Source organism: Gluconacetobacter sp., assembly GCF_047721585.1.
Classification (GTDB): domain Bacteria; phylum Pseudomonadota; class Alphaproteobacteria; order Acetobacterales; family Acetobacteraceae; genus Gluconacetobacter; species Gluconacetobacter dulcium.
On the sequence record NZ_JBDNXE010000250.1, the window covers coordinates 1 to 2,108 of the forward strand.

At 67.8% G+C, this 2,108-nt stretch carries 1 protein-coding gene; it reads right to left on the bottom strand.

The features are described from left to right. Window positions 1–1,988: AsmA family protein (locus ABF821_RS20895; protein ID WP_415531459.1), on the bottom strand; the 1,988-nt coding region annotated here is incomplete at its 3' end. Between the last annotated feature and the right edge of the window lie 120 nt (window positions 1,989–2,108).

Consider the following 2,108-nt stretch of genomic DNA (forward strand, 5'->3'; position numbering starts at 1 on the left):
GAGGGGTGGGGGCCGGTGGTGGCGCCGGGCGCGATGCCGGCGGCGGGGTTGGCGTTGGCCTGTTCGCCCGCCTGTTCGCAGGCCGAGCCCTTGCCGACGCCGAACTGGATGGTGGGGATGATGGCGGCGGGGGGGAATACCGCCGCCAGCGCGCCCGTCGCGGCCAGGCGGCCGGCGATTTCCGCGCCCGGCAGGATGGTCGGGCTGCGTAGCGGGCCGGTGATGTGGACCGCGCCGGGGAACGAGGCGATGGTGAAGTGGATGGCGCGGGTGGTGATGGCGTAATTCAGCGTGTTGGTGCGGAAGTTTATCGTGCCGTCGCCTGTCGTGCGGGTGTCGCCGGTCTGGAGCAGGAAGGCGTTTGTGGACAGGATGCCGTCCTTGAGCGGCATGTCGGCGATGAAGCATCGGAGCGGCGTCCGGTCGGGGAGGCCCAGCGCCGAGAGGAGGGCGTTGCCCAGTTGCAGCCCCAGCAGGTCCGGCAGGATGGCGGACAGGTGACCGCCCTGATCGAGCACGAGCGTGATGCCGCCTGTGCCGTTGGCGACCAGGTTGGCGACCGAATGGCCGGTGGAGGACAGTGTGACATGGCCGCCGATGGTGCCCTGGCCTTCGAGGGAGCCGGCGCCCTTCATCAGACGTGCCACGGGGACGCGCGAGACATCCAGCTTGAAGCGCGTGCTGAAATCGTTGTTCGCGGCGGGGTTGAGGGTGGCGGTGGAGGCGAGGGTGCCGGTGCCGACGGCGAAGTTCAGCTTGCGGACGTTGATCGCGCCGTCCTGGACCGTGGCGTCGACGTCGATATTGTCCAGCGGGATGCGTTTGTTATCGATATGATCGCCATGATACACGATATGGGCGTTGACGGCGTTCAGCTTGGGCACATTGATGCGCTGGTCGGGCAGGACGTTGGTGTCGGCCGTATCGGCGGTCGTGTCGTGGCCCGGTTCGGCGCCGACGAAGCCGGCGAGGTCGGCCAGGTCCACCCGGTGGGAGCGCAGGGTGGCCTCGACGAACGGGACCTTGCGGTGCGGATCGACGATGATGTCGCCGCCGATATCCGAGCCGCCAAGGTGGCCGTCGAAACCGGTGAAGCGGATCTTTGCTTCTGTGTAGTCGAGTTTTCCCGCGATGGAATAACGCGGCGTCTGCGGGATGGGGATGCCGATCAGCGGGTAGAGCAGCGACATGTCCGGGCCGGCGAGCTTGAGGTTGAGCTGCGCCCCGGCGAAATGGAGCGGGTCGTCGACCGTGCCGCGCAGGGTGACCGATGTGGGGCCGTTGGCGATGGATAGATCGACCGGGTAGGGGTTCTGCGCATTGGCCAGCGTCAGGAGCGCGCCGCCGACGAAATGGCCGGTGATCGGCTGGGCGGCGTAGCGGCCCTTGGCATCGGCGACGATGGTGCCCGGTTTGCCCTCCGCCGGGGGCGTGGTGTGGACCGCCAGGCGGAAATCGCTGCGCAGCCGCGCCAGCGCGATACGGATATCGCCGTCGGTGATGCGCAGTTCGCCGATATCGGGCAGGGTGGTGGGCGATCCGTCGTCCGGGGCCGGCTTGCCGTCTGCCGTGAAGGTGTAGTTGTTGCGGCCGTCCTTCAGGGCCACGATGTCGCCGCGTGGGCTGTCGAGAGCGACCAGCGGGAGCGTGAGGCCGTGGCCGACGAGAGAGGGCCATGGCTTGATCGCGATGGTCAGGGATTTTGCGCTGGCGAATTCTTCCTTCTCCGCCGTGAAGCCTTCGGGCTGGGCGATATGCAGATCGTCCAGCGTGATCGTGGTCGTCCAGCCGAGGCGGACATGCAGGTGGGCGACCGTGACCGGACGATGCAGGGACGCCGAGGCCCGGCGGTTGAGCATGGGTACGAACCAGTCCCAGTTCCACAGCGCGATCAGCAGGATGATGGTCAGCGCGAACACGCCGGCCAGGATGGCCAGGGTTCTGCGGAGCGGGGAGGGGCGAGGGGGTGTGCCGGGCTGTGGGGTCAAGAAGGGATCTCCGTGCTGGGCCGTGGCGGGCGGGTGGAGAGCCGGAAGCGGGAAACCGGCCTTAACGTGATGATATTCCATCTTTTACGGTTGACGGCGGGTGGGGTTCCCCCCGGTCGG